At 61.8% G+C, this 25,495-nt stretch carries 23 protein-coding genes; 11 read left to right on the top strand and 12 right to left on the bottom strand.

Annotated elements, in window-relative coordinates; translation table 11 throughout:
• Positions 1-115: 115 nt before the first annotated feature.
• Together AC1RKJ_RS20140 and AC1RKJ_RS20135 are read right to left on the bottom strand one after the other, a co-directional pair.
• Positions 116-1,483, bottom strand: coding sequence for a cation diffusion facilitator family transporter (locus AC1RKJ_RS20140; RefSeq protein WP_492792890.1), 1,368 nt, complete (start codon positions 1,481-1,483; stop codon positions 116-118).
• Positions 1,484-1,583: 100 nt separating this feature from the next.
• Positions 1,584-2,552: a zinc-binding dehydrogenase gene (locus tag AC1RKJ_RS20135; protein ID WP_492792889.1), complete on the bottom strand. Its 969-nt coding sequence runs from the start codon at positions 2,550-2,552 to the stop codon at positions 1,584-1,586.
• Between the two features lie 190 nt (positions 2,553-2,742).
• Between AC1RKJ_RS20135 and AC1RKJ_RS20130 the strand changes: the two genes are divergently transcribed.
• The 3 genes from AC1RKJ_RS20130 to AC1RKJ_RS20120 all read left to right on the top strand — a co-directional run bounded on the left by AC1RKJ_RS20130 (position 2,743) and on the right by AC1RKJ_RS20120 (position 6,228).
• On the top strand, positions 2,743-3,816 hold the full coding sequence (locus AC1RKJ_RS20130; protein WP_492792887.1) for a substrate-binding periplasmic protein: 1,074 nt from the start codon (positions 2,743-2,745) through the stop codon (positions 3,814-3,816).
• 176 nt (positions 3,817-3,992) lie between these two features.
• Positions 3,993-5,366 carry an MFS transporter gene (locus AC1RKJ_RS20125; protein WP_492792886.1) on the top strand — a complete coding sequence of 458 codons (1,374 nt, stop codon included), beginning with the start codon at positions 3,993-3,995 and terminating at the stop codon, positions 5,364-5,366.
• 73 nt (positions 5,367-5,439) lie between these two features.
• A complete protein-coding gene (locus tag AC1RKJ_RS20120; protein WP_492792885.1) occupies positions 5,440-6,228 on the top strand; it encodes an enoyl-CoA hydratase/isomerase family protein in 789 nt (262 codons plus the stop codon).
• A 3-nt stretch (positions 6,229-6,231) separates the two neighbouring features.
• Here the strand turns inward: AC1RKJ_RS20120 and AC1RKJ_RS20115 are convergent, their stop codons facing one another.
• A complete protein-coding gene (locus tag AC1RKJ_RS20115; protein WP_492792884.1) occupies positions 6,232-7,353 on the bottom strand; it encodes an acyltransferase family protein in 1,122 nt (373 codons plus the stop codon).
• A gap of 171 nt (positions 7,354-7,524) precedes the next feature.
• Here AC1RKJ_RS20115 and dusA point away from each other — a divergent pair, with 171 nt between their 5' ends.
• On the top strand, positions 7,525-8,523 hold the full coding sequence (gene dusA, locus AC1RKJ_RS20110; RefSeq protein WP_492792883.1) for a tRNA dihydrouridine(20/20a) synthase DusA: 999 nt from the start codon (positions 7,525-7,527) through the stop codon (positions 8,521-8,523).
• A gap of 10 nt (positions 8,524-8,533) precedes the next feature.
• On the opposite strand, the gene AC1RKJ_RS20105 is transcribed toward dusA, so the two are convergent.
• The 4 genes from AC1RKJ_RS20105 to AC1RKJ_RS20090 form a co-directional block, all read right to left on the bottom strand.
• Positions 8,534-9,049, bottom strand: a complete 516-nt coding sequence (locus tag AC1RKJ_RS20105; protein ID WP_492792882.1) for a TIGR02281 family clan AA aspartic protease — start codon at positions 9,047-9,049, stop codon at positions 8,534-8,536.
• 16 nt (positions 9,050-9,065) lie between these two features.
• Positions 9,066-9,296, bottom strand: coding sequence for a DUF1289 domain-containing protein (locus AC1RKJ_RS20100; RefSeq protein WP_492792881.1), 231 nt, complete (start codon positions 9,294-9,296; stop codon positions 9,066-9,068).
• Between the two features lie 42 nt (positions 9,297-9,338).
• Complete coding sequence (locus AC1RKJ_RS20095) at positions 9,339-10,931, bottom strand: sensor histidine kinase (RefSeq protein ID WP_492792880.1); 1,593 nt, start codon at positions 10,929-10,931, stop codon at positions 9,339-9,341.
• 249 nt (positions 10,932-11,180) lie between these two features.
• The gene (locus tag AC1RKJ_RS20090) at positions 11,181-12,050 is read right to left on the bottom strand and encodes an NAD(P)-dependent oxidoreductase (RefSeq protein ID WP_492792879.1); all 870 of its coding nucleotides are present in this window, start codon (positions 12,048-12,050) and stop codon (positions 11,181-11,183) included.
• A gap of 156 nt (positions 12,051-12,206) precedes the next feature.
• Here AC1RKJ_RS20090 and AC1RKJ_RS20085 point away from each other — a divergent pair, with 156 nt between their 5' ends.
• The 3 genes from AC1RKJ_RS20085 (at position 12,207) to AC1RKJ_RS20075 (ending at position 15,844) form a co-directional block, all read left to right on the top strand.
• Positions 12,207-13,337, top strand: a complete 1,131-nt coding sequence (locus AC1RKJ_RS20085; RefSeq protein WP_492792878.1) for an Mrp/NBP35 family ATP-binding protein — start codon at positions 12,207-12,209, stop codon at positions 13,335-13,337.
• 145 nt (positions 13,338-13,482) lie between these two features.
• On the top strand, positions 13,483-14,571 hold the full coding sequence (locus AC1RKJ_RS20080; protein WP_492792877.1) for a TRAP transporter substrate-binding protein: 1,089 nt from the start codon (positions 13,483-13,485) through the stop codon (positions 14,569-14,571).
• Positions 14,572-14,755: 184 nt separating this feature from the next.
• Positions 14,756-15,844, top strand: a complete 1,089-nt coding sequence (locus AC1RKJ_RS20075) for a TRAP transporter substrate-binding protein (protein WP_492792876.1) — start codon at positions 14,756-14,758, stop codon at positions 15,842-15,844.
• A gap of 98 nt (positions 15,845-15,942) precedes the next feature.
• Here the strand turns inward: AC1RKJ_RS20075 and AC1RKJ_RS20070 are convergent, their stop codons facing one another.
• The 5 genes from AC1RKJ_RS20070 to gph all read right to left on the bottom strand — a co-directional run bounded on the left by AC1RKJ_RS20070 (position 15,943) and on the right by gph (position 21,122).
• Positions 15,943-17,787 (bottom strand): TRAP transporter large permease, encoded by a 1,845-nt coding sequence (locus AC1RKJ_RS20070; RefSeq protein WP_492792875.1) that lies wholly within the window; start codon positions 17,785-17,787, stop codon positions 15,943-15,945.
• A gap of 41 nt (positions 17,788-17,828) precedes the next feature.
• The gene (locus AC1RKJ_RS20065) at positions 17,829-18,425 is read right to left on the bottom strand and encodes a TRAP transporter small permease subunit (RefSeq protein ID WP_492792874.1); all 597 of its coding nucleotides are present in this window, start codon (positions 18,423-18,425) and stop codon (positions 17,829-17,831) included.
• A 240-nt stretch (positions 18,426-18,665) separates the two neighbouring features.
• The gene (moaA, locus tag AC1RKJ_RS20060) at positions 18,666-19,703 is read right to left on the bottom strand and encodes a GTP 3',8-cyclase MoaA (protein ID WP_492792873.1); all 1,038 of its coding nucleotides are present in this window, start codon (positions 19,701-19,703) and stop codon (positions 18,666-18,668) included.
• Positions 19,704-19,813: 110 nt separating this feature from the next.
• Positions 19,814-20,260, bottom strand: a complete 447-nt coding sequence (locus tag AC1RKJ_RS20055) for a hypothetical protein (protein WP_492792872.1) — start codon at positions 20,258-20,260, stop codon at positions 19,814-19,816.
• Positions 20,261-20,429: 169 nt separating this feature from the next.
• Complete coding sequence (gph, locus tag AC1RKJ_RS20050; protein WP_492792871.1) at positions 20,430-21,122, bottom strand: phosphoglycolate phosphatase; 693 nt, start codon at positions 21,120-21,122, stop codon at positions 20,430-20,432.
• Positions 21,123-21,282: 160 nt separating this feature from the next.
• Between gph and rpiA the strand changes: the two genes are divergently transcribed.
• The 4 genes from rpiA to AC1RKJ_RS20030 all read left to right on the top strand — a co-directional run bounded on the left by rpiA (position 21,283) and on the right by AC1RKJ_RS20030 (position 25,493).
• Positions 21,283-21,984, top strand: a complete 702-nt coding sequence (rpiA, locus tag AC1RKJ_RS20045) for a ribose-5-phosphate isomerase RpiA (protein ID WP_492792870.1) — start codon at positions 21,283-21,285, stop codon at positions 21,982-21,984.
• Positions 21,985-21,995: 11 nt separating this feature from the next.
• Positions 21,996-22,514 carry a DUF2059 domain-containing protein gene (locus AC1RKJ_RS20040; RefSeq protein WP_492792869.1) on the top strand — a complete coding sequence of 173 codons (519 nt, stop codon included), beginning with the start codon at positions 21,996-21,998 and terminating at the stop codon, positions 22,512-22,514.
• Between the two features lie 18 nt (positions 22,515-22,532).
• Positions 22,533-23,918 carry a glutathione-disulfide reductase gene (gene gor / locus AC1RKJ_RS20035; protein WP_492792868.1) on the top strand — a complete coding sequence of 462 codons (1,386 nt, stop codon included), beginning with the start codon at positions 22,533-22,535 and terminating at the stop codon, positions 23,916-23,918.
• A 186-nt stretch (positions 23,919-24,104) separates the two neighbouring features.
• Positions 24,105-25,493, top strand: coding sequence for a class II 3-deoxy-7-phosphoheptulonate synthase (locus AC1RKJ_RS20030; protein ID WP_492792867.1), 1,389 nt, complete (start codon positions 24,105-24,107; stop codon positions 25,491-25,493).
• Positions 25,494-25,495: the final 2 nt, after the last annotated feature.

Below are 25,495 nucleotides of genomic sequence, written 5' to 3'. Positions count from 1 at the left end.
GAGTCCGAAACGAGAACGCGGCGCGCGCGATGAGTTGTGAAAGGAACTTTGACCATCCCGGACTTCGCGGGACGACACAGCGTTTTGAATTTCGATTGTGCCAGCAGCCGATTCGTTAACGCGCGGGCTCGGCGTGGCTGATGACGCGCTTCACCGACGGAAACGCACTGCGTAGCGCACGTTCGATCTCGTCGACCTTTTCGTGGACGTCGATAACGCTCATTGACGGCAACGCGCGGCAGTGGAAGTTGACGATTTCGCCCGCATCGGTGTCGCGCACCCGCACATTATGCACGTCGTGGATCGCGCCGCTCTCGGCGGCGAAGCGCGTCAGTGCGTGCTGGATGGTATCGACACGGCCGGTGGCGGCATCGGTGCCGTGGGGCAATTCCGGTTCGAGCGGTTCGATATGGGTATCGACCTCGACATCGGCGCCGAACTCGTCGCGGATGGCATGTTCGAGCCGGTGTGCGATGTCGTGGGCCGCGTTCAGCGGCATGTCGCCGTCAACCTCAAGGTCGATGCTGACGGTGAGCCTCCCGCCAAGGTCGTGGACGGTCACATGGTGGATCGCGAGGCCGGAATTGCGGGCGATCACCATGATTCGCTCGCGCACGCTCTCATTGCTGCGTGCGACCGGTACCGCCGTAAAGGTCAGGTCCGCGTCGTGAAGTGCCGCGGTTACCGCGTCCTGCGCCTTGCGCTTGATGTCGTCGATGCGGTCGATGGGGTAGGTGCGGGGCACCTGTACCGTGGCATCGACGAAATGCCGTGCGCCGACCATGCGCACGCGCAGCCGCTCCACATCGACTATGCCGGGAATGGCGCGGATGGCGGTTTCCGCCTTCTCGGAGGCGCCGTCCGGCGCACGGTCCAGCAGTGTCTCGATGGTGGATTTGCCGAGCCGCAGTCCCAGGACCGAAATCAGCACCGCGACCGCGATGGCCGCGCCGGCATCGCCCCAGGCATAACCGAACGCCGTCAGGCCGAGGCCGATGATGACGGCGAATGAGCCAAGGACGTCGGAGGCGAAGTGTAGCGCATCGGCTTCCAGCGCCTGGCTTTTGGTGTCCATTGCCGTCTTGTGGAGCGCGCGCGCGCGCCAGAAATTCACGACGATATCGACCGCCAGCACGACGAACGGCAGCGCCGTCAGCACCGGTGGTGCCACGCCTTCGCGCAGCCGGCTGTAAGCCTCGACCACGATGCCGCCGGCCAGAATATAGAGCAGGGCGATCACACCCAGCGCGGACAGGCTTTCCAGCTTGCCGTGACCGTAATGATGTTCGGCGTCGGCGGGCTTGTCGGAAATCCGCACCACGATCCATGTGACGATGGTGGCGATCAGGTCGACCGAGGAATGCAGCGCCTCGGAGATCAGCGCGATGCTGCCGATGGCCACGCCCACGACGAACTTGATCGCCGCCATGCTGGCGCTGGCGACAATCGAGATGGCGGCGACCCGTTGCTTGACTGCGCTCATTGGACCCTCAATGCGCGGGTCTTGTCACGGCCGTGCATTGAACGTCAATGCGGGAGTTCGCGATTCAAAATGCGTATCATTCGCAGGAGCGAACAGGGCGTTAAAGCTTCAGGACAATCTTGCCGAAATGCCTGTTTGCCGACATGTAGTCCACCGCCTGCGCGATGTCGCTGAACGGAAACACGCGGTCGATGGGCAGCTTCAGCTTGCCGGATTCGACGGCGGGCCAGATGTCCTGTTTTACGGTCGTGAAGATATCGCGGATTTCCTCGATCGAACGCGAACGGAACGTCACGCCGATGTAGCTGATGCGGCGCGCGGCATGGAGATCGAAGTCGAAATCGCCATGAGTGCCGCCGAGGCGTCCGACATTGACGATGCGGCCGAGGACTTTGGTCGCGGCGAGGTTCTGATTGAGCAACTTGCCCGAGACCTGGTCGATGATGACATCGACGCCCGCGCCGCCGGTTGCTTTCAACACCTGATCGACCCACGCCGGATCGTTGGAATCGATGGCCATGTCCGCGCCATGGGCAGTGAGCTGCGCGCGGCGCGCCGGGTCGGTGGACGAGCCGATCACCAGCTTTGCGCCTTTGAGCTTGGCGATCTGTTGCGCCATCAGCCCGACGCCGGAGCTGGCTCCCTGCACAAGAAGGCTTTGGCCGGGCTGCAGCGCGCCGTTGGTCACGACGGCATTGTGCATGGTGGTCAGCGCCAGCGGGAGCGACGCGGCCTGTTCAAAATCCATCGATGCGGGGATGGGAAACACGCGGCCGTAATCGGTCACGGCGTATTCCGCATAGCCTCCAGCGCCGGAGCCCATGACGCGGTCGCCGGCCTTGACACCCTTGGCGTCGGGTCCGAGTTCGACGATCTCGCCGGCCCACTCCATGCCGAGCACGGTGCCGACGCCGCCGGCCGCGCCGTGGACATGGCCCTTGATCATGCCGAGATCGGCCCGGTTCATGCCGCAGGCGTGGACCTTGACCAGAACCTGTGACCCCTTCGGCGTGGGCTTCGGCACATCGGTGATCGCGGCGCCGTTCGCGCCATAGACATAGGCTTTCATGGGATTGCTCTTTCAGTCATGCGGCAGGGCGGGTCGTCCTCAATATAGCAGTCGCGCCAGCTCACAAAAGACCACGCGCGCCGCGACAGAATCTGTCACAAACGCGGCACTTGATTCACAGCTTCGGCCTCCCGATGCGGCCGGACGTGCGGGAGCGACGAAAGTGCTGAGGATAGCGTGTCTCGCGCTCATGTTGTTGTCCTGTCTGCCGCTCGCGCATGCGCAGTCGCAGAAGGCATCGCCCGTTGCGAAGCGCGAACTCGTGGTCGGCGTCAAGGACGCGCCGCCGTTCGCGTTCAAGGGGGCCGACGGCGCATGGTCGGGCCTCAGCATCGAGCTTTGGCGGCAAGTCGCGAAAGCGACGAACCACGCATTTCGTTTTACCGAACTTCGGGACATGCCCGAGCTGATTCAGGAAACGGCGGCCGGCCGTCTCGATGTGGCGATCGGCGCGATCACGGTCACCGTCGAGCGCGAGAAAGCTCTCGATTTCACGCAGTCCTATTATTCGACCGGGACAGGCATCGCCGTTCCGATCGTCAGCGTGATGAACTGGGGCACGCTGCGCCGGGCGCTGACCTCGTTCAATTTCCTGCAGGCCATCTTTGCGCTGATTGGGCTGACGCTGGGCGCCGGCATTCTTGTCTGGTTGCTGGAGCGGCGGCAGAACGAATATTTCGGCGGCAGCATCACCAAGGGCATCAGCTCCAGCGTGTGGTGGTCGACGCTGGCCATGACCCAGCGGTCGTCGGCGGAAAAGGGCCCGCAGACGATCCTCGGCCGTGGTGTCGCGGTGATCTGGCTGGTGGTGTCGGTGATCACGATTGCGGTTTTCACCGCCGGCGTGACGTCGGTGCTGACGACATCCCAGATCCAGGGAACGATCTACGGCATCTCCGACCTTGCAGCCGTTCGCGTCGGCACCGTCAAGGGAACATCGTCCGAGGGCGATCTCCTGCGCCGCAAGCTCAAATTCCAGCCCTACGACACGCCTGGCGAGGGACTGAAGGCGCTGCGCGCGGGCCGCCTCGATGCGTTCGTCTATGACAAGCCGCTGCTGACATGGGCTATTCGTCAGGGCTACGCGTCCCGCCTCAAGCTGCTGGATATCTCAATCGAGACGCAGAATTATGCATTTGCGCTGCCGCCGGACAGCAAGCTCAGAAAGTCGCTGTCGATCGCCATCCTCGACGCGATGCAGAAGGAGGCATGGAGCGATGCCAGAATCCGTTATCTGGGAGAAGACTCGCTGAGTTCACCCTGATCGCGAGGGAGGCCGCGAACCATCTCAACGTAACGGTTTCGTGAGGGGCGCGGTTTGCCCGGTTTACCGCGCCTTGCATATGCCACATGCAGCGCCGTCAGTGCAGCGCAGAACGCAGACCGGCTACAGACGCTTTCTGCAAAGTGCCCCTAAATCGCATCGGTGACAGGTTCAAGATGGACGCAATTTCGGCGAAGCCCGCGCCCGTCACCGACGGTCTTCCTCCCGAACGCAGACGCTGGGCGGTTTTTGCGATTTTCACAGCGCTCGCCATGGCGGCGCTCGACACCGCGATCGCCAATATCGCGCTTCCGGCGATCGCGGCTGACCTCCACACAACACCAGCCGACGTGATCTGGGTCGTAAACGTCTACCAGATCGCGATGGTCGCGACGCTGCTGCCGCTGGCAGCTCTTGGTGAAATCGTCGGCCATCAGCGAATCTATCTTTGGGGACTGCTGCTGTTCACGATTGCATCGCTTGCCTGCGCGCTGGCGTGGTCGTTGCCCACCTTGCTGATCGCGCGCATTCTGCAGGGGCTCGGTGCGGCCGCGGTGATGAGCGTGAACACTGCGCTGGTCCGGTTCGTCTATCCCTCAAATCTTCACGGGCGCGGGTTCGGTAACAACGCCTTGGTGGTTGCGGTTGCATTCACGATCGGCCCGGCACTCGCATCGGGCATTCTGTCGGTCGCCTCATGGCCGTGGCTGTTCGCGATCAACATTCCGTTCGGCGTCGCCGCGATGCTGATCGGCATGAAGACGTTGCCGCAGACGCCGCGCGCGCCCCATGCTTTCGACATGCTCGGCGCAGTGCTGACCTCGATCTGCCTGTGTCTTTTCATTCTCGGAATCGGCAGCGCCGCGCATGGGACATCGGCAGTCGTCGTCATCGCCGAACTTATGGGGGCGGTGATCTTCGGAGCGATGCTCATCCGCCGGCAGGCCGATCATCCGGCGCCGATGCTGCCCATCGACCTGTTTCGCAGGCCGATGTTCTCATTGTCCGTCGCGACCGCAGTCTGCTCGTTCGCGGTGCAGGGACTGGCCTTCGTGTCGCTACCTTTCTACTTCGAGGACGTCCTTCATCGCAGCCAGGTCGAAACCGGGTTTTTCATGACGCCGTGGTCGGTGGTGGTCGCCATTATGGCGCCGATCGCCGGGCGTCTGTCCGATCGGCAGCCGGCGGGCTTGCTCGGCGGCCTCGGACTTCTGCTGCTCGGCATCGGAATGGCGTTGCTGGCCATGCTGCCCGCCGAACCGACTGTGATCGACATCGTATGGCGCATGGCGATTTGCGGCTGCGGTTTCGGATTTTTCCAGTCGCCCAACATGAAAGCTATCATGAGCAGTGCGCCGCCGAGCCGCAGCGGTGGCGCCAGCGGTCTCGTGGCAACCGCGCGCCTGACCGGCCAGACCGTCGGGGCGGCGCTGGCCGCGCTGTGCTTCGGTCTTGCCGGGCATGGGGGCGCGACATGGGCGCTCGCGCTGGGCGCCGGTTTCGCCGCCCTCGGCTGCGTCATGAGTTTCCTGCGCCTGACGGTGCGTTGACGCTCCGGATTTTCCGTCCTACCGATTGTTCAAAGAACAGTCCTAGGGGAGGTGTCCAGTGTCGGATCAGCCGGTGTCAGATCAGCCAGTACTTCTGAAGGTCGATGGGCCCGTCGCGCGCATCGTGTTCAATCGTCCCAAGGTTCTGAACGCGCTCAGCGTCGAGGCGGCGAACGCCTTTCTTTCGGCGTGCAAAAGCGTAGCCGCCGACAAGGCAATTCGCGTCGTGGTCATTGCGGGCGAGGGCCGCGCTTTCATGGCGGGCGGCGACATTTCGGCGTTCGCGGGCGCGGCGGACGAGGTGCGCGTGCGTGTGCCGACCATCATGGAGCCGCTGCATGAGGGCCTCGAAATCCTGGCGGGTCTGCCGCAGCCGGTGATCGCCAGTCTGCAAGGCGCGGTCGCCGGGGCAGGGATGAGCATTGCGCTTTCGACCGATCTCGCGATCGCCGCCGACACCGCGATCTTCACGCTGGCTTACGCGAAACTGGGAACCAGCCCCGACGGGTCCGGGTCGTGGTCGTTGCCGCGCCTTGTCGGTTTGCGCAAGGCGATGGAGATCGCGCTGTTGTCGGACGTCTACGATGCGCCTGAAGCGTTGCGCCTCGGCCTCGTCAATCGCGTGGTGCCTGCGGCGGATCTGGCGAGCGAGACCGACAAGCTCGCACGCCGCCTTGCCGAAGGACCAACGTTCGCTTTCGGGCAAGCCAAGGCCTTGCTGCGCGGTTCGCTGGACAACTCGCTGCACGATCAGCTTGCCGCCGAGGCCGCGGCTTTCGGCCGGTGTATCGGCACGGCGGATTTTGCGGAAGGCGTCAGCGCGTTCCTCGCCAAGCGCCCGGCGACGTTTATCGGCAAGTAAAACTTACGCGGCCGATGTCGCCGTCGCAGGTTTCTGCGGCGGCCCGATAAACAGCCTTGTCAGCCATCGCCGGCTCGGATTTTCAACCGTGGCGTAGGAGATGCGCCCGACGACAAGCACCAGCAGGGAAATCGCGGCCACCAGCAACAGCTGCGGCACGAGGCCGATGGTCTTCGAGACCTGCGAGATCAGAACCATTCCCACCGCATAGTGGTAGAGATAGATCGAGTAGCTGCACTCGCCGATCCAGACCAGCGGCCGTATTTCAAAAATGCTCATTGAAGCCGGCTTGGTCGCCAGAAACCAGAACAGGACGAGGAACATCAGCGCGAAACTGCTGGCGACAACCGGATCGCGGCCGATCGGCGCGTAGTTGATGCTGATCCGCGCGATCATCGCATATGCGACCGCCAGCATGACGAGAGCGGCGCCCTTCGTAAGGCGCTCCTTGTACAGTTCATAAAACACCGCGCCTGCGGCGAACCACGGCATGTAGTCGGGAATGAACAGCGCATCATAAACGCCGTTGTAGCCGGGCAGCCAGCGCCGGAGCAGCGCGCGAACGATGTAGATCGCCACCGTGAAGATGACGAGATTGCGCGCAAGATTCTGCCGCGCGAACATCCAGTAGAGGATCAGCGCGATCATGTAGAACCGGATCTCGACCACCAGCGACCAGTAGACGCCGGTGACGAAATCAATTTTCGGAAACAGCCCGGACCACAGCGAGGTCGGCGTCAGCGTCAGCGACGGAAGGAAGTTCGGCCAGAACTGGCGGCGGGTGAGGGCGAACGGCGCGTCCGACCAGTTCAGGAGGAAGAAGGTAATCACGGCGGAGACGATCAGCGCGGGCCAGATACGGACAAATCGGCGGATCGCGAAATCGAGCAACGACTTTGAGGATTCCAGCGTCATCGCGATCACGAAGCCCGAGATGATGAAGAACAGCTCGACGCCCATGTAGCCGTATTTGAAGATCACGACATTGCTGAACGTCTCGCCGTAGGGATACAGCGTCGATTTGTAGTAAAACGACTCGAGGTGATAGAAATAGTGGAATCCCATCACCAGCACGATCGCTACCCCGCGCAGGCCGTCCAAAGCGGTCAGTCGTTGGCTGGTCATGGTGTCTTGATCGGTTGCTGTTCGGCGTGTTTTAGCCAAAACGGGGCCGGAGGTCGAATATCCCGCGAGAATATCAGCCCTTCATTCCCGTTTTCCGGCTTTGAAACGGGTCGAAAAGTCCTATTTTCTATCGTAAGAGGTGCCTCACCGCGCCGGCATTCTCAGGAAAAAATGCAGGAATTTCAGCAGCACAGATTCTCCGTGGCCCCGATGATGGATTGGACCGACCGGCACTGCCGGGTGTTCCACCGTCTGCTGTCGCGCCGTGCGCGGCTTTATACCGAGATGCTGACGACCGGCGCGATCATCCATGGCGACCGTCAGCGACTGCTCGGCTTCGATGCCGTTGAGCATCCCGTCGCGCTCCAGCTCGGAGGCTCGAACCCGCGCGATCTCGCGGAGAGCGCGCTGATCGGTGAAGGGTTCGGTTATGACGAGATCAATCTCAACGTCGGCTGCCCGTCGGATCGCGTGAAGGGCGGAAACTTCGGCGCGTGCCTGATGGCGGAGCCGCAGCTTGTTGCGGATTGCGTTGCCGCGATGAAACAGGCAGTGAAAATTCCCGTCACCGTGAAGTGCCGCATCGGTATCGACGATCAGGATCCCGAGGTCGCGCTCGATACGCTGGCGCGCGCCGTGATCGCGGCCGGTGCGGATGCGCTGGTCGTTCACGCGCGCAAGGCGTGGCTGAATGGATTGTCGCCGAAGGAAAACCGCGACATCCCGCCGCTTGACTATGATCGCGTCTATCGCCTCAAGGCGGCGCTGCCGCATGTGCCTGTCTCAATCAACGGCGGCATAGCCACCGTCGCCGCTGCGAAGGCTCATCTCGATCATGTCGACGGCGCGATGCTCGGCCGCGCGGCCTATCAGGAGCCGTGGCGGTTGCTCAGCGTCGATCCGGAGTTATTTGGCGAGGCCGCCCCTCATGCCACCATGCACGACGCCATCGAGGCACTGATGCCGTATATCGAGCGCGAACTTGCCGCCGGTACGCGGTTGCACTCGATCACGCGGCATCTCGTCGGCGCATTTCATGGCGTGCCGGGCGCACGCGGCTTTCGCCGTTATCTCGCTGAGGTCTGCACCAAGCCTGGCGCGGGAACGGATTCACTGCGTGAGGCGCTTCGCATCGTCGGACAGCGCGTGGATGCGTCGATCGCTGCGTAAGGCAGATCGATTACGGATATCCGCGCAGCATCAGCTTGTCGGGACGGACTTCCCAGCTTTCCAGCCGGTTGAGAAAGCTCATGCCGAGCAGGTTGGACTTCATCTGGCCACGCGGCACCACCAGCGCGGGCACCGAGCGTTCCACCAGTTTGCCGACGGACAGGCGATCCAGCGTCAGCCGTGCCGCGCGAACGCGGCCGCCTGCGGTTTCGACATCCACGCTGTAGTCCAGCAGTTCAAGCGGCAGCCCCGCCGCCTTCGCGGTCTCGTAGGTCAGAACCACGGAGGTCGCGCCGGTGTCGATCACCATCGGCGTGCTGACGCCATTGATCTTCGCGCGCAGCGAGAATTCGCCGCTGTCGCCGCGTGCGATTTCGACGGCGCGGGCGGGCTTCGCATTCAGGGTCCGATCGGTGGCGCGGATCAGCGCGCCTTTCACATTTGCAAACGCAACCGGGTTCGACATCGACAGCAGAAAGCCGACGGCCGCGATAATGATTGCGAGGATCGTGAGTTTTCGCATCATGCCGCACCTGCGGCGATCAGGAGCCGGTCTGACGTGCGGCGGCTTCCGCCGGAATGGGCAATCCTGCGTCCAGCATCCGCCGATGCAGCGTCGCCATCACGGCCAGCCGCTCCGCGCGCTCCATCGCGTGCCAGCGTGCGATCTCGGGCAGGGTGCGCCCGCAACCGAGACAGAGCTTGGCCTTCGGATCGATGAAGCACACCGCTATGCAGGGCGTATCTGTTTTTGGCGGCGTTTCTTGTGTCATGGACGGTACTGATGGACATTTTCATCGCTCGCGCAAGATGTTCTACAAACCAGTTCCTGCGTTCATGATCGGCTTGTAGCGGGGGCGGCTTTTCTCACTCAATCCTTCCGGCGGCCGCTCCGGCTGCAGCGGCGGAGAATCGTCGCGCATCGGGGCCAGCGCCGTCATCACGCGCTCCGGCGGATAGGTGACGATCACCTCTGTGCCGACGCGCAGCGTCGACTTGAGGGTGAAGGTGCCGCCGTGCATGTCGATCAGGCTCTTTGCGATCGGAAGGCCGAGACCCGCGCCCTGTTCGGCGGACTTGATCGAGTTCGATCCCTGGCCGAACGAGGCCAGCACGATCGGAATTTCATCCTCGGCGATGCCGGAGCCTGTGTCCTTGACGCTGAGATACTGGCCGCCGGATGCGGTCCAGCCGACCTTGAGCCAGATTTCGCCGGCGGGCGGCGTGAACTTGATGGAGTTCGACAGCAGGTTGAGCACGACCTGCCGCGTGGCGCGTTCGTCGCCCCACAGTTTCGGCATGTTCTGCTCGAACACCTCGTGAATCGTGATGCCGCGGCTTGAGGCGCGCAGCTTCAGCAGATGATGGCAATCCGCCACCACGTGGACCAGCGATACCGGTTCTTCGTTGAGTTCATAGCGCCCGGCCTCGATGCGCGACAGATCGAGGATCTCGTTGATGAGATTCAGCAGGTGGACGCCGGAGTTGTGAATGTCGGCGGAATAATCCTTGTACACCTCGACGGCGTGCGCGCCGAAGATCTCGCTTTTCATCACCTCGGAAAATCCGAGAATGGCGTTCAGCGGCGTGCGCAGTTCGTGGCTCATCTGGGCGAGAAAACGCGATTTCGAGACGTTGGCGGATTCGGCGCGGTAACGCGCTTCGTCCGAGATCGACTTTGCCTGCTCGAGTTCGCCAATCAGCGCGTCCTTTTCGGCGCGGGCTTCCAGCGTTGCCAGCGTGGTGGAATGCAGGCGGTGGGCGAGCAAGGCGAAATAGCCCTCCGCCGTGACCGCGAGCGCTGCGAGAATGTAATCGTCGAAGGTGCCGCGAAGAATGAAGTTCGCTGCGATCGCCGCCGACACCGGGACCGTCGCGGCGAACGCCGCGATCGGAAGGCTCGCGGCCAGCATGCTGGATACGGCAATGACCAGCAGCATCACGAACAGCATCAGCGTGTTCGAGACGACGTCGATGCCTGACGGATGGATCAGAACAAGCGTCCACGCGAGACCGTAGATCAGGTCCAGTCCGATGAAACGCATCCGCCACTTGCGCGTGATGGCGGGAGATGACGACGTGGTGGCGAGAAATTTCGAGCAGAAGCGGATGACGATGCCGTGGATCGCGAGAATCCCGGCGGTCCAGACCACCGCTGCGACAGGAACAATCCAGAAGCTCGCCAGGATGCCTGTTGAGACGACGAGCAGGATGACGACCAGCGACGCAGAGATGCGTGTCTGCGCGTATTGCCGCAGCAACTCGTGATCGAAGGCCGGCCGGGTTCCGCTGGTCGAGGTCAGCCGGTCGCGCGCCTCGCGCACACGCTGGGAGGCCGCCCTGCGGCTGCGCGCCGGTATTTCCGCCGATGATGCGGAGAGTTCTTTTCTGTCGGCGGTTTCACTCATGTTTACGCGACGAATCCTGAACAAATGCGAATGCTGCGCCGGGCCGCCCGCGCGCATTGCCGCCCGTTTATTACTGGCGCTAAATCATTAAGAGGTGGCTTAAAGGTCAATTTAATCCGGTTAAGAAAGTATGAATTTCGTCGTTGCCGCATGCCGCGACTGAGGGCCGCCAGCCTGCAGGTGGCGGGTCCAAAACGCAAAAGGCGGCACGAAACCGTGCCGCCTGCGCGTGATCCGACAGTGAGAGTATTATCTTTGCAGCCGGGCCAGCAGGCTGGAGGTATCCCAGCGCTTGCCGCCCATCGTCTCGACCTCTGAATAAAAATTATCGACCAGCGCTGTCACCGGCAGGCTAGCACCGTTGCGGCGGGCTTCCGCGAGGCAGATCGACAGATCCTTGCGCATCCATTCGACCGCAAAGCCGAAGTCGAATTTGCCCTCGTTCATGGTCTTGTAGCGGTTCTCCATCTGCCAGGACTGCGCGGCACCCTTTGAAATGGTGTCGATAACGGCCTGAACGTCGAGGCCGGCCTTTTTGGCGAAGTGAATTCCCTCGGACAGTCCCTCGACGAGGCCCGCGATGCAAATCTGGTTGACCATCTTGGTGAGCTGGCCGGAGCCGGCTGGGCCCAACAATTTGCACATCCGGGCGTATGACGCGATCACCGGCTCGGCCTGCTTGTAGGCGGCTTCAGCGCCGCCGCACATCACGGTGAGCACGCCGTTTTCCGCACCCGCCTGGCCCCCGGACACAGGCGCGTCGATGAACTGGAAGCCGCGCTTGGTCGCCTCGGCATCGAGCTGCCGGGCGACTTCGGCCGAGGCGGTGGTGTGATCGACGAAAACGGCACCGGGTTTCATCGCGGAGAAAGCGCCGTCCGCACCAATCGTAATGGCGCGCAGGTCGTCATCGTTGCCGACGCAGGCCATCACGAAATCCTGACCTTCGGCTGCGGCTTTTGGCGTGGCTGCGGCGCGTCCGCCGAATTTTTCGGCCCAGGTCTTCGACTTGGCCGCGGTGCGGTTGTACACCGTCACCTCATGGCCGCCTTTGGCGACGAGATGTCCTGCCATGGGGAATCCCATGACGCCAAGACCGAGAAATGCGACTTTTGCCATGCCATATGCTCTTTGAATGGGGTGATTTGGGCCGGTGATCGGAGGCCACAGGTATGCGAAGCAAGCGCCGGGATGCAAGAGCGTTGACGGCGCAGGTGACGCGCGTATGAAGGCCGCAAGCGGTGCTTGAACTGGCCGCTTGCCTGGAGATGGATTGTGGCTGTCGATAAGGATCAGGTTCTTGATGCTCTGCGCGCCGTGACATCGCCTCGGGGCGTTTCACTGGTTGACGCAAAAGTGCTGTCCGAAATCACCGCCTCCGACGGAAAGGTATTCTTTTCGATCAACGTCGATGCGAACGAGGCGCGGGCGTGGGAAGACGTGCGTGCCAAAGCGGAAGCCGCGGTTCGTGCGGTCCCGGGCGTCACCACGGCAATGGTTGCGTTGACAGCGGAGCGCCGGCCCGGCGCAGCGCCTGCGCCACAACAGTCCCCCGGCGTGAAACCGCTGGGGCAGCACAAGCCGCACGTGCATGCCACGCCCGCGGATTCTCCCATGGGCAAACAGGCTTCCATTCCCGGCATCGGCTCCATCATCGCGGTGGCGTCGGGCAAGGGCGGCGTCGGCAAATCGACCACGGCGCTCAATCTGGCTTTGGCGCTGCGCGGTCACGGCCTGCGCGTCGGGCTGCTCGATGCCGACATTTATGGCCCGTCGGTGCCGCGCCTGACCGGCGTTCACGAAAAACCGACGCTCAATGAAGCGAAGAAGATGGTCCCGATCGTCCGGTTCGGGCTGCCGCTGATGTCGATCGGCTTTCTGGTTGCGGAAGACACCGCGATGGTGTGGCGCGGGCCGATGGTGATGTCGGCGATCCGGCAGATGCTGTGGGACGTGGCGTGGGGCGAACTGGACGTTCTGGTGGTGGATATGCCGCCCGGCACCGGTGATGCGCAGCTCACGCTTGCCCAGCAGGTCCCGCTGAGGGGCGTTGTGATCGTATCGACCCCGCAGGATCTCGCCCTGATCGACGCGCGGCGCGGAATCGCCATGTTCGAGAAGGTCAACGTGCCGACGCTCGGCATCATCGAGAACATGAGCTATTTCCAGTGTCCCGAATGCGGCACCCGTTCGGATATTTTCGGGCACGGCGGCGCGCGGCGTGAGGCAGAGCGGCTCAAGGTGCCGTTTCTTGGCGAAATTCCGCTGCATATGTCGATCCGCTCGGCGTCGGACGCAGGCACGCCGGTGGTCGACAGCGAGCCGGACGGCGGTCATGCCGCGATCTATCGCGCGATTGGCGCAGAGATCAAAAAACAGCTCTTGGGCGCGCCTGTCGGGCCGTAACAGGCGGGATTTGCCCGGGTCATTCGACTTTCGTTTAATCCGGCAAAACGCCTGCAATCCCGCATTTTCCGTTGGTCCCGTTCCGTGCTAGAGAGCGCCCCCAGAGGGATTTCAAAAAGAAACACCCCCCAAAAGGAGATGCCTGATGAAGCGTCGTGATTTTTTGAAAGTATCTGCTGCCGGAGCAGCCGCCACTGCGGTCGCTTCGCCGGCCATTGCCCAGTCGTCGCCTGAGGTCAAATGGCGTTTGACATCCAGCTTCCCGAAGTCGCTGGACACCATCTACGGCGGCGCCGAGCACATGGCGAAGCAGGTCGCCGAGATGACCGACAACAAGTTCCAGATTCAGGTGTTCGCGGCGGGCGAAGTGGTGCCGGGTCTGCAGGCGCTCGACGCGACCTCCAACGGCACCGTCGAAATGTGCCACACGGTTTCCTATTACTACGTCGGCAAGGACCCGACCTTCGCGATCTTCGCGTCCGTCCCGTTCGGCCTGAATACGCGCATGATGAATTCGTGGCTGTATCAGGGTGGCGGCAACGAACTCGCCAACGATTTCTACAAGAAGTTTGGCGTCATGGGCCTGCCTTGCGGCAACACCGGCACGCAGATGGGCGGCTGGTTCCGCAAGGAGATCAAGACCGTCGCTGACCTTCAGGGTTTGAAGATGCGCATCGGCGGCATCGCAGGGCAGGTGCTGGCGAAAGTCGGCGTCGTTCCGCAGCAGCTCGCTGGCGGCGACATCTATCCGTCGCTTGAAAAAGGTACCATCGACGCGGCGGAGTGGGTCGGTCCCTACGACGACGAAAAGCTCGGTTTCAACAAGGTTGCGAAGTTCTACTACTACCCTGGCTTCTGGGAAGGCGGACCGACGGTTCATGCCTTCACGAACCTCGAGAAGTTCAACGCGCTGCCGAAGAACTACCAGGCGATCCTCACCAACGCGTGCGCCAACACCAACACCTGGATGACCGCGCGTTACGACATGCAGAACCCGGGCGCGCTGAAGCGTCTGGTCGCCAGCGGCACGCAGCTGCGTCCGTTCACCAACGAAGTGCTCGACGCCTGCCTGAAGTCCACCAACGAATTGTGGGCTGAAATCTCGGGCAAGAACGCCGACTTCAAGAAGGCGATCGACGCGATGCAGGCCTACCGCTCGGATCAGTATCTGTGGTGGCAGGTTGCCGAATACACCAACGACAGCTTCATGATCCGCTCGCGCACGCGCGGCTGATCCGGCCTCGATCAGGCTTCATGAGCCCGGCCTCCGCAAGGAGGCCGGGCTTTTCTTTTGCGCTGCGGTGACAGGAATCGTCATGGATATTGGCTGCGGCTTGTTCCATGCTCAGGCCAAGCCTCAACAACAAGCTCAACAACAAGAAGGTGGTGCACACACAAATCACAGCAGGGAGCTCTTCATGAAGCGTCGTGACTTTATCAAGGTGGCAGGCATCGGCGCGGCAAGCGCCGCGGTCGCATCACCCGCCATCGCGCAGTCATCGCCGGAAATCAAATGGCGAATGACGTCCAGCTTTCCGAAATCGCTCGACACCATTTACGGCGCAGCCGAGGTGTTTTCAAAAGCCGTCGCGGAAGCCACTGACAACAAATTCCAGATTCAAGTCTTCGCCGCGGGCGAGATCGTGCCGGGCCTGCAGGCGCTCGATGCCGCCTCCAACGGCACTGTCGAGATGGCGCACACGGCCACATACTATTACATCGGAAAAGATCCCACCTTCGCGCTAGGGACCGCAGTGCCCTTCGGGTTGAACAGCCGCATGCAGACAGCGTGGCTCCAGGTCGGCGGCGGCGGCGAACTGTTCAATGACTTTCTGAAACCCCACAATGTCATCGGATTTGTCGCGGGCAATACCGGTTGCCAGATGGGCGGCTGGTTCCGGAAGGAGCTGAAGGAGCCGTCAGATCTCGGTGGGTTGAAAATGCGCATCGGCGGATTTGCGGGGCGTGTGCTGACCAAGCTCGGCGTCGTGCCGCAGCAGGTGGCCGGCGGCGACATCTATCCGTCGCTCGAGAAGGGCACGATCGATGCGGCGGAGTGGGTCGGGCCTTACGATGACGAGAAGCTCGGCTTCCAGAAGGTCGCGAAGTTCTACTATTATCCCGGCTGGTGGGAGGGCGGCCCGACGCTGCACAACCTGGTCAATCTCCCCAAATGGGAAGCCCTGCCGGCGAGTTACAAGTCCATCATCAAGACAGCATCCGCGCTCGCCAACGAGACCATGCAGGCGCGCTACGACGCCTACAATCCACCCGCGCTGAAGCGGCTGGTGGCCAGCGGAACGCAATTGCGTCCGTTCTCGCAATCCATCATGGAAGCGTCTCTGAAGGCCGCGAACGAAGTCTACGCGGAAACGTCGGCGAGCAACCCGAACTTCAAGAAAATCTACGAGAACATGGCAGCGTTCCGCAACGACCAGTACACGTGGTGGCAGGTCGCGGAATTCGCGTTCGATAACTTCCAGGTCCGGTCGCGCACGCGAATTTGATCGTTCCGCTCGGCGCAGACTGAACAATCAAAAGCCCGGCCTTCGCGAGAAGGGCCGGGCTTCTTCGTTGGAGAATCGAGGGCGAGAACGACCCGGCTCTACTTGATACTCGGTGGCCCGAAATCGAGCGCCGGCATTTCCTGCTGCTGGATCTGAATGTCGACCTTGTTCGGATCGACGGTCGACAACGTGCCTTTGTAGTGCATCACCATCGCCGGGAAGGCGATGACGAGGCCGACCATGATGACCTGAATGACCACGAATGGCACCGAGCCCCAATAGATTTGCCCGGTGGTGACCGGCTCCATGCGCTTGCCGCTGAGACGGTCGGTATACGCTTCCTTCGGTGCGACCGATCGCAGGTAGAACAGCGCGAAACCGAATGGCGGATGCATGAACGACGTCTGCATGTTGACGCCGAGGATGACGCCGAACCAGATCAGATCGATACCCAGCTTCTCGGCCGCCGGCCCGAGCAACGGGATCACGATGAAGGCGAGTTCGAAGAAGTCGAGGAAGAAGGCCAGCACAAAGACGAACGCGTTGACGAAGATCAGGAAGCCGGTCTGGCCGCCGGGCAGCGAGACCAGCAATTCCTCGACCCAGCGATGTCCATCGACGCCATAGAAGGTGAGGGAGAACACGCGCGCGCCGACGAGAATGAAGATGACGAAGGCCGAGAGCTTCGCGGTGGATTCCGCCGCCTGCCGGGTCAGGTCGAAACTCAAGCGGCGTTTCATCATCGCAAGGATCATCGCGCCGGCCGCGCCCATGGCGCCACCTTCCGTCGGCGTCGCGACGCCGATGAAAATGGTTCCGAGCACAAGGAAGATCAGGCCGAGCGGCGGAACCATGACAAAAACAACCTGCTCGGCAAGTTTTGAGAGCAGCTTGAGGCCCGAGATGCGATTGATGACCGCAAGGACGAAGGACATCGCCACCACGATCGACATGGTGAGCACGACATAGTCCGCGCCGGCCTTGACGCCGGTGAATTGCATGATCTCCAGCGCGATCGCGGTCGCGCCGATCAGGACGGTAAACAGCGACAGCGTCATGGTGCGGATGATGCCGATGAACGGTTTTGCAAACAGGGCCGTGAAAATCACGAACCAGAAGCCATGCAGGACCAGCGGATTGTCGGAGATCATGTTGAAGACCGGCGATGTCCAGTCGAACAGCCCGAGCTTCACCACGAAGAAATAGGCGGTCGCGGCGGCGGAAATCGCGGCCAGCGGCAGGATCACGGGATGTTTGGCAGTTTCCGGTTCGCGCAGGGTTTGTGCTTCAAGCGGCAGGCCGGGTGTTGCTTCCGGAAAGAACGTCGAGACCAGGAAAATATAGACCGCGTACAGGATCGACAGCACGATGCCGGGGATGAACGCACCTTCGTACATGTCGCCGACGGAGCGGCCGAGCTGGTCGGCCATCACGATCAGGACCAGCGACGGCGGAATGATTTGCGCCAGCGTGCCGGAGGCCGCGATCACGCCGGTGGCCACGCGGCGATCATAGCCGTAACGCAGCATGATCGGCAGCGAGATCAGGCCCATCGAAATCACCGATGCAGCGACGACGCCCGTGGTTGCCGCGAGCAGGGCGCCGACGAAAATGACCGCGTAGGCGATGCCGCCGCGAATGCTGCCGAACAACTGCCCGATGGTTTCGAGCAGATCCTCGGCCATGCCCGACCGTTCGAGTATCAGCCCCATGAAGGTGAAGAACGGGATCGCCAGCAGCGTCTCGTTGTTCATCACGCCATAGACGCGCTCGGGAAGGGCTTGCAGAAAATCGGGCCGGAACAGCCCGAGCTCGATGCCGATGAACGCGAACAACAGTCCGTTGGCTGCGAGGGAGAACGCGACCGGGTATCCCAGGAGCAGGAATAGCACCAGCGACGCGAACATGATCGGCGCCATGTAGTGGATGAACATCGCCGCCATTTAGGAATCTCTCTGGTTGCGGGCTTTGACGGCGACGCCGGTCATGGTTTTTCGGTGGTGATGGCTTGCGCCAGCCTTAATGCTTCGAGTTCGGCGATCTCATGCGCACTGAGGGCATGTGCATTGGGATCGGGCAGAAGACCCTGCATGACGGCGGCGCGCTTGATGATTTCCGAGACGGCCTGAACGAGAAGCATCGCAAGACCGATCATGATGAGCGACTTCGCGGGCCATTGCGGCAGGCCACCGGCGCTGAACGACTGCTCATTCTGATGGAAGGACACGAGGAAGAACGGAATCGAGGTCCAGATCAGGATGATGCAGAAGGGCACGAGAAACAAAACGTGACCGACCATGTCGATCCAGCTTCGCACCTTCAGCGGCAGTGTGTGGTTGATGATGTCGATCTTGATGTGTTCGCCGTTCAGCAGCGTCCAGGGCGAGCAGAGCAGGAACACGATGCTGAAAAGCACCCACTGCAATTCCAGGTAGGCGTTCGACGAAACGTCAAAAACCTTGCGGATGGTCGCATTCGCCGACGAAATGATCACGGCAAGCACGATCAGCCACGACACCCAGCGACCGACAAACGTATTGAACGCGTCGATCGCGCGACTCAGTTTGAGAAGCGATTGCAAACCCCACCCTCCCGAATGTGCCCCTGCGTTGCTTGGCTCTGCCGGGACCAAAGAGGTGACGGCGGGCCGGCTTTTCCAGCCGGAGGCGCATAAAGCTGCCAAACCAAATCAGCGGCTTACGTCGCCGTCAATTGGAAGTTTGGAGATTTCATGAAGGAATAAAGGCGAAGATAGCGGGCGACCGCGTTTTCCGCAATTTATGAATGCGGGACGGTTCGATCCCGCAATTTTCGGAACGGGTCAACCGCCCGTGACGCTCATGTGCCGGCTGACGCTCGGCCGATTGTGGCGGCGGTCGATGATGAAGTCGTGGCCTTTCGGCTTGAGGCCGATTGCCCGATCGATCGCGGCGGCTAGTAGCGTGTCGTCGCTCGACGCCCGCAGCGGTTTGCGCAAATCGGAAGCATCCTCGTGGCCGAGGCAGGTGTGCAGCGTGCCGGTGCAGGTCACGCGGACGCGGTTACAGGATTCGCAGAAGTTGTGGGTCATCGGCGTAATGAAGCCGAGCTTGCCGCCGGTCTCGGCGATGCGCGCATAGCGTGCCGGCCCGCCGGTGTCGTCGTCGAGGTCGGTCAGGGTGTAGCGTGTTGCGAGGCGGGCCCGCAGCAGCGAGAGCGGCAGATACTGATCGATCCGGCCAGCGCCGATGTCGCCCATCGGCATGACCTCAATCAGGGTAAGGTCCATGCCCTTGCCATGCGCCCATTCCATGAGTGAGGGGATCTCGTCCTCGTTCATGTTCTTGAGCGCGACCGCGTTGATCTTGACCTTGAGACCGGCATCACGCGCGGCCTCGATGCCGCGCAGCACCTTGTCGAGGTCGCCCCAGCGCGTGATTTCGCGGAATTTTGCAGGGTCGAGTGTATCGAGCGAGACATTGATACGCCGCACGCCAGCGTCCTTGAGCTCGGCAGCAAATTTCTCAAGCTGCGAGCCGTTCGTGGTCAGTGTCAGCTCGTCGAGCGCGCCGGTGCCGAGGTGGCGCGACAGGGAGCGCACAAGCGACATCACATTGCGACGGACCAGCGGTTCGCCACCGGTCAGCCGCAACTTGCGGACGCCCTTGGCGATGAAGGCCGAGCACAGCCGATCCAGTTCCTCGAGGGAGAGCAGGTCGGATTTCGGCAGAAACGTCATGTCCTCGGACATGCAATAGAAGCAGCGCAGATCGCAGCGGTCGGTCACCGACACGCGCAGATAGCTGATCGATCGGCCGAACGGATCGGTCATCGAAGACGTGGTCGCCTTGGTCAGGGAACCCGGAAGAGGGCCGTTCATTCGCATGCCTTGCTTGTGGTGGCATACCGGCCCGTTGTTCCGGCTTGGTATGCCAACCATAATCTAGGCACGATAAGGCCTGGGCACAATCAATCTATCGGGGGGTGAGGTCAGCGTCCCGGCGGTGGCGGGAACGGCGATTCCTCGGCGGGTGCGGCAGCAGCAGGTGGCGGCCGCTTGGCCTTCGGAGCGGCCTTTGGCGGCGCCTTGCGGCCTCTCGCCGGAGGAGCGGCAGGCTGCAACTCGGCGTAAACTGGATTTGGATCGACGTTGCTGAAGCCGGGATTCGCCGGGTCGCGGATCACCTGAGCCTGAACGGTTTCCGACTGATACTTCGGAAGCGAGAATGTCACCGTAAAATTGTTTTCGGCCGAGATCGAAACCGAGCAGGGCGTCTTGCAGCTTTCACCGGTCGAGGTTCGCGCGTCCGCTCCGGCAGGCAAGGATTCGAGCTGAACCTTGACCACAGGCGGCGTCGACTTGAACATTTCCGGCATGGAGAACGACGAACAGCCCGCGAGGCCAAGGCCCGCCGCCACGACAACAATGATACGCATGATTGCATCCGCCAAGTGATGCGGGTTTAGCCGCATAGTCCCCGAGGGGACCTTAGAAGTGTCCCAACCCACGTGCAACGGGGTGGCTTTTATTCGTTAAAGATAGGTTAACGGCAGTTGAGAATCTTGCATTTAATAAAAATATATCAGTAATATCAATTACTTAAATTCAAGCGATGTGGGCGAACAAATTGCCGACGGCGCCTGGCAGTTCACGCATATGACCAATGACAATGTCGGGCTTCAGGTCCGCGATGGGCGTTTCCGTATATCCGAATGTCACTCCGATGACCGGGATGCCGGCCCGTCGCGCGACGCCGACATCAGGTCCGGAATCGCCGACCATGATCGCTCTGGAGACGTCGCCGCCCGCCTGCGCGATGGTCTGGCGCAGGATCGCTGGGTCGGGTTTGGAGATGCCGAATGTGTCGGCCCCGCAGATCGCCAAAAATCGCTTCGTCATGTCCAGCTTTTCGAGCAGCAGCCTGGAGAGCCCTTCCAGCTTGTTGGTGCAAATCGCGAACTTGAACCCGCGGCCTTCCAACTCGTCGAGCGCGGCATACAGGCCTTCAAACGGGCGCGACGCATCTGCGATGTGGGCTTCGTAATATGTGATGAAATCGCCGGTGAGCCGATCGATGTCCTGCACGCTCATGGTGCGGTCATCGAGTTCCAGTCCGCGCTCGATCAGCTTGCGCGCGCCGGCACCGATCATGGTGCGCGCCGATTCGGCAGGCACGAGCGGAAGTCCCTCGCGTTGAAGCACGAAATTCAGCGCCCCGACGAGATCGGGGGCGGTATCGACCAGCGTGCCGTCGAGATCGAACACAATGAGGGGAAAGGAGGCCAGGGAAGATGTCATGGCGGATCGCTACCGGGCGGGAAGCGATCATGCAAGCGCGAAGGCGGGCCCGGGATACCGCGCGTTTTTGAGGGTATTTCAGCCGGAAAGCCCATATCCACGGCCTGCGAAATCGCGCTATATGCCCCGCGTTCCGAGATGCAGGGCGTTGAGGTCAATCATGTCGATGGACGATCTGAAAAGGCAGGCGGCGGCGCGCGCAGTCGAGCAAGTGCAAGACGGCATGAAACTCGGGTTGGGCACCGGTTCGACCGCAAAACATTTCGTTGAATTGCTCGGTGAGCGGGTCCGCGCCGGACTTAAGGTCATCGGCGTTCCGACATCGGAAGCGACACGCGCCGACGCGGAGCGCTGCGCCGTGCCGCTCACGACGCTGGATCAGGTGGATCGGCTCGATCTCACGGTCGATGGTGCGGACGAAATTGACGCCGACCTCGAACTGATCAAGGGCGGGGGCGGCGCTCTCTTGCGCGAGAAGATTGTGGCAGCCGCGTCCGACCGGATGATCGTGATCGCGGATGACACCAAATGGGTGAAGACGCTGGGCCGTTTTCCGCTTCCGATCGAGGTCATTCCTTTCGGTCTTGGCGCAACCCGTCGGGCCATCGAGACGATCTTTGCGGAAAATGGCGTTTCGGGACAAATGGATGTCCGCAAGGCCAAGGACGGCCATGCTTTCGTCACCGATGGCGGCCACTGGATTGTCGACGCCCATCTGGGGGCAATACCGGATTCTCCCAGGCTGGCGGCGGCATTGAATTCCATTCCAGGCGTGGTCGAACACGGCTTGTTTATCGGCCTTGCGCGCACAGCGGTGCTGGCAGGGCCTCAGGGTATTCGCGTTATTGAACGGCGCAATTGAGGAGACTTGAAATGAAGAAGCTTTTGAACATGGTGCTGGTGGCAGGTGCCGCGCTCGGCCTGATGCTGGGCAGCGCTGCCGCACAGGCACCGGCTCCGGCAGCGAAGCCGGCGTCCGCTGCGGCTCTTGGCTATGCCAAGGAAATCCTTTTGGCCAAGAATGTCGCGGGGATCTATCAGGGCGCCGTTCCGGGTCTGGTGCAGCGGACCAAGGACGTCCTGCTTCAGTCGAACCTGAATTATCAGAAGGACCTCGATGAAGTTGCCCTCAAGGTCGTGAAGGACCTCGCCGGTCGCGAAAAGGAAATCGGCGAAGAGATGGCGCGGATTTACGCGACTTCCTTCACCGAGCCGGAGCTGAAGGAGCTTGCGGCCTTCTACAAGTCGCCGCTCGGTGCCAAGGTGATCACGACGGAGCCCATCGCATTCAACCAGGCGCGCCAATATATGGACCAGTGGGCGCAGAAGTTTGCCGAGGAGATCAACGGCAAGTTTCGTGCTGAGATGAAGAAGCGCGGCAAAGAGATCTAAGCATCACAGGTTTTCCAGATGGCGGATTTGGACGTTGATCTGTTCGTAATCGGCGGTGGCTCGGGTGGCGTGCGCGCGGCCCGGATTGCCGCCGGTCACGGCGCAAACGTACTGGTCGCCGAGGAATACCGGATGGGCGGCACCTGCGTGATCCGCGGCTGCGTGCCCAAGAAGCTGATGGTCTATGCCTCCCATGTTCGTCACGAACTGGAGGACGCCGCGGGCTTCGGCTGGACTATCCCGCCGGCGACATTCGACTGGCCGACCTTGATTGCCAACAAGGATCGGGAAATCGCCCGGCTGGAAGCCGCCTACACGTTCAACGTCGAGAAATCCGGTGCGCGTATCGTCAAGACCCGCGCCGTGTTCGAGGACGCGCATACGCTGCGGCTGGGCACGGGCGAAAGCGTCAACGCGAAGTATGTGCTGATTGCGACGGGCGGCGCGCCCAATCACGGCGAGGCCATCCCGGGCATTGAGCATGTGATCTCATCCAACGAGGTCTTTCATCTTCCGAAGTTTCCGAAACGCATCGTCATTCAGGGTGGCGGTTACATCGCGCTGGAGTTCGCCTGCATTTTCGCGGGTCTCGGCGCCGATGTCACGGTGATCTATCGGGGCGAGAATATCCTGCGCGGTTTCGACGACGACGTGCGTTTGCATGTCCGCAAGGAGATGGAGAAGGCGGGCATCACGGTGCTGACCGGCTGCATCGTCACCAAGGTCGACAAGCACGGTGAGGCTTTCACGTCGCATCTGTCGAACGGATCGAGCATCGCATCCGATCAGGTGATGTTTGCCGTCGGCCGTCATCCGAACATCAAGGGTCTTGGCCTTGAAAAGGTTGGCGTCGCGCTGAACCCGGTGAACGGCGGCATCGCCGTGGACGGCTTTTCGCAAACCAGCGTTCCGCACATTTATGCGGTGGGTGATGTCACGCATCGGTTGAATCTCACGCCCGTCGCGATCCGTGAGGGTCATGCCTTTGCCGATACCGTGTTCGGCAAGCGCCCGACGCGGGTCGACCACGCCGACATCCCGACGGCGGTGTTTACCCAGCCCGAGGTGGGCACGGTGGGACTGAACGAGGCGGAGGCGAGGGCGCAATACACCCACGTCGACATCTACAAGACCGATTTCCGGTCGCTCAAGTCGACGCTGTCGGGAAGCGAGTCCCGCATCATGATGAAGTTGATCGTCGATGCAGCCACCGACCGTATCCTCGGTTGCCATATCGTGGGTCCGGAAGCGGGCGAACTGATCCAGATCGTCGGCATCGCAGTGAAGATGAAGGCGACCAAGGCCGATTTCGATGCCACCATGGCGGTCCATCCCACCGCCGCCGAAGAACTGGTGACCCTGCGCACGCCGAGCGCCCGCCACGTCCGTCAGGCTGCGGAATAGCCACTCGACGCTGTCCAGCGGCATCTGTCCGCATCGGGTTGGGCTGGCCCCGTCCAGCCATGCTTAACGGCCTCGAACCCGGCCAAGCCCCTGATCCGTCATGCCGATTTGCAACTGGCAAGACCCGGGCCATCTGTGTATAACCCGGCGCTATTAGATATTGTTGTTTCCTGAGGAGTTTCCGTCATGTCCGAGCGGTGGACGCCCGACAGCTGGCGCAAGAAGCCAGTCCTGCAAGTGCCAGACTATCCCAATGCGAAAGCCTTGGCCGATGTCGAGGCGCAGCTTGCGACGTTTCCGCCGCTGGTTTTTGCAGGTGAGGCGCGCAACCTGAAGAAGTCGCTCGCCCGAGTCGCAAACGGCGAGGCTTTTCTTTTGCAGGGCGGCGATTGCGCCGAGAGCTTCGCCGAACATGGCGCCAACAACATCCGCGATTTCTTCCGCGTGCTGTTGCAGATGTCGGTCGTGCTGACCTATGCGGCCGGTCTTCCGGTGGTAAAGGTCGGCCGCATCGCCGGGCAGTTCGCCAAGCCGCGTTCGTCGCCGGTCGAGAAACAGGGCGATGTCGAGCTGCCGAGCTATCGCGGCGATATCGTCAACGACATGGCGTTCACGCCTGAAGCGCGCATTCCCGATCCGCAGCGCCAACTGATGGCGTACCGCCAGTCGGCGGCGACGCTGAACCTGCTGCGCGCCTTCGCGACCGGCGGTTTCGCCAATCTGGGCAGCGTGCATCAGTGGATGCTCGGCTTCCTGAAGGATTCGCCGCAGTCGCGCCGCTACAAGGAGTTGGCCGACCGTATCTCGGACGCGCTCAACTTCATGCAGGCGTGCGGCCTTGATCTGGAAAGCCATCCGGAACTGCGTGCGACGGATTTCTACACCAGCCATGAAGCGTTGTTGCTCGGATACGAGCAGGCGTTCACGCGCGTCGATTCCACAACGGGCGACTGGTACGCGACCTCGGGCCACATGATCTGGATCGGTGACCGCACCCGCCAGCTCGATCACGGCCATGTCGAATATTTCCGCGGCATCAAGAATCCGATCGGTCTGAAGTGCGGCCCGTCACTAAAGCCGGACGAACTGATCAAGCTGATCGACGTGCTCAATCCCGATAACGAACCGGGGCGCCTGACGCTGATCAACCGCTTCGGCTCGGACAAGATCGACGCGCATCTGCCGCAACTGATCCGCGCCGTGAAGCGTGAAGGACGGTCGGTGGTCTGGTCGTGCGATCCGATGCACGGCAACACCATCACCTCGACGAGCGGCTACAAGACCCGGCCGTTCGATCGGGTGCTGGGTGAAGTGAAGTCGTTCTTCACGATCCATGCGGCGGAGGGCACCCATGCGGGTGGCGTTCACCTCGAGATGACCGGGCAGGATGTCACCGAGTGTATCGGCGGCGCGCGCGCCATCACCGATGAGGATCTCAACGACCGTTACCACACGGTCTGCGATCCGCGCCTGAATGCCGAGCAGTCCATCGACATGGCTTTCCTGATCGCCGAACTGCTCAAGCAGGAACGCGTGGGCAAGGTGAAGCCGATGCCGGCCGTCGCTGGGTTTTAATG

It is taken from the genome of Afipia sp. GW822-FHT04G07 (assembly GCF_058800765.1).
The sequence above is the reverse complement of the archived record's forward strand: the minus strand, read 5'-3'. Positions and strand labels throughout refer to the sequence as shown.

What these genes read in the sequence shown, in the direction of transcription:
- AC1RKJ_RS20140 (WP_492792890.1), bottom strand. Translation starts at nt 1,483, where the DNA reads ATGAGCGCAGTCAAGCAACGGGTCGCCGCCATCTCGATTGTCGCCAGC.
- AC1RKJ_RS20135 (WP_492792889.1), bottom strand. Translation starts at nt 2,552, where the DNA reads ATGAAAGCCTATGTCTATGGCGCGAACGGCGCCGCGATCACCGATGTG.
- AC1RKJ_RS20130 (WP_492792887.1), top strand. Translation starts at nt 2,743, where the DNA reads ATGTTGTTGTCCTGTCTGCCGCTCGCGCATGCGCAGTCGCAGAAGGCA.
- AC1RKJ_RS20125 (WP_492792886.1), top strand. Translation starts at nt 3,993, where the DNA reads ATGGACGCAATTTCGGCGAAGCCCGCGCCCGTCACCGACGGTCTTCCT.
- AC1RKJ_RS20115 (WP_492792884.1), bottom strand. Translation starts at nt 7,353, where the DNA reads ATGACCAGCCAACGACTGACCGCTTTGGACGGCCTGCGCGGGGTAGCG.
- dusA (WP_492792883.1), top strand. Translation starts at nt 7,525, where the DNA reads ATGCAGGAATTTCAGCAGCACAGATTCTCCGTGGCCCCGATGATGGAT.
- AC1RKJ_RS20105 (WP_492792882.1), bottom strand. Translation starts at nt 9,049, where the DNA reads ATGATGCGAAAACTCACGATCCTCGCAATCATTATCGCGGCCGTCGGC.
- AC1RKJ_RS20100 (WP_492792881.1), bottom strand. Translation starts at nt 9,296, where the DNA reads ATGACACAAGAAACGCCGCCAAAAACAGATACGCCCTGCATAGCGGTG.
- AC1RKJ_RS20095 (WP_492792880.1), bottom strand. Translation starts at nt 10,931, where the DNA reads ATGAGTGAAACCGCCGACAGAAAAGAACTCTCCGCATCATCGGCGGAA.
- AC1RKJ_RS20090 (WP_492792879.1), bottom strand. Translation starts at nt 12,050, where the DNA reads ATGGCAAAAGTCGCATTTCTCGGTCTTGGCGTCATGGGATTCCCCATG.
- AC1RKJ_RS20080 (WP_492792877.1), top strand. Translation starts at nt 13,483, where the DNA reads ATGAAGCGTCGTGATTTTTTGAAAGTATCTGCTGCCGGAGCAGCCGCC.
- AC1RKJ_RS20075 (WP_492792876.1), top strand. Translation starts at nt 14,756, where the DNA reads ATGAAGCGTCGTGACTTTATCAAGGTGGCAGGCATCGGCGCGGCAAGC.
- AC1RKJ_RS20070 (WP_492792875.1), bottom strand. Translation starts at nt 17,787, where the DNA reads ATGGCGGCGATGTTCATCCACTACATGGCGCCGATCATGTTCGCGTCG.
- moaA (WP_492792873.1), bottom strand. Translation starts at nt 19,703, where the DNA reads ATGAACGGCCCTCTTCCGGGTTCCCTGACCAAGGCGACCACGTCTTCG.
- AC1RKJ_RS20055 (WP_492792872.1), bottom strand. Translation starts at nt 20,260, where the DNA reads ATGCGTATCATTGTTGTCGTGGCGGCGGGCCTTGGCCTCGCGGGCTGT.
- gph (WP_492792871.1), bottom strand. Translation starts at nt 21,122, where the DNA reads ATGACATCTTCCCTGGCCTCCTTTCCCCTCATTGTGTTCGATCTCGAC.
- rpiA (WP_492792870.1), top strand. Translation starts at nt 21,283, where the DNA reads ATGTCGATGGACGATCTGAAAAGGCAGGCGGCGGCGCGCGCAGTCGAG.
- AC1RKJ_RS20040 (WP_492792869.1), top strand. Translation starts at nt 21,996, where the DNA reads ATGAAGAAGCTTTTGAACATGGTGCTGGTGGCAGGTGCCGCGCTCGGC.
- gor (WP_492792868.1), top strand. Translation starts at nt 22,533, where the DNA reads ATGGCGGATTTGGACGTTGATCTGTTCGTAATCGGCGGTGGCTCGGGT.
- AC1RKJ_RS20030 (WP_492792867.1), top strand. Translation starts at nt 24,105, where the DNA reads ATGTCCGAGCGGTGGACGCCCGACAGCTGGCGCAAGAAGCCAGTCCTG.